Raw genomic sequence first — 255 nt, 5'->3', positions numbered from 1 at the left:
GGGCGATGCAGCGTGTGCGCCGCAACAAGGGCGCGGCCGGGGTGGATGGTCTGGACATCGACCAAACGTCCCGCCATCTGGTGCTGGCTTGGCCGGGGATACGCGCGCGACTGCTGGCGGGGACGTACCGGCCCAGTCCGGTGCGTCGGGTGACGATACCGAAACCCGACGGTGGCGAGCGCGAGCTTGGCATTCCGACGGTGACGGACAGGCTGATCCAACAGGCACTGCTACAGGTGCTGCAACCCATACTGG

General features: G+C 67.5%; 1 pseudogene. It reads left to right on the top strand.

Annotated elements, in window-relative coordinates:
• Nucleotides 1–255 (top strand): annotated as a pseudogene (locus H3H36_RS27945) (group II intron reverse transcriptase/maturase); the annotation flags it as partial.

It is taken from the genome of Rugamonas fusca (genome assembly GCF_014042365.1).
GTDB lineage: Bacteria > Pseudomonadota > Gammaproteobacteria > Burkholderiales > Burkholderiaceae_D > Rugamonas > Rugamonas fusca.
This window is presented reverse-complemented; position numbering and strand designations above follow the sequence as displayed.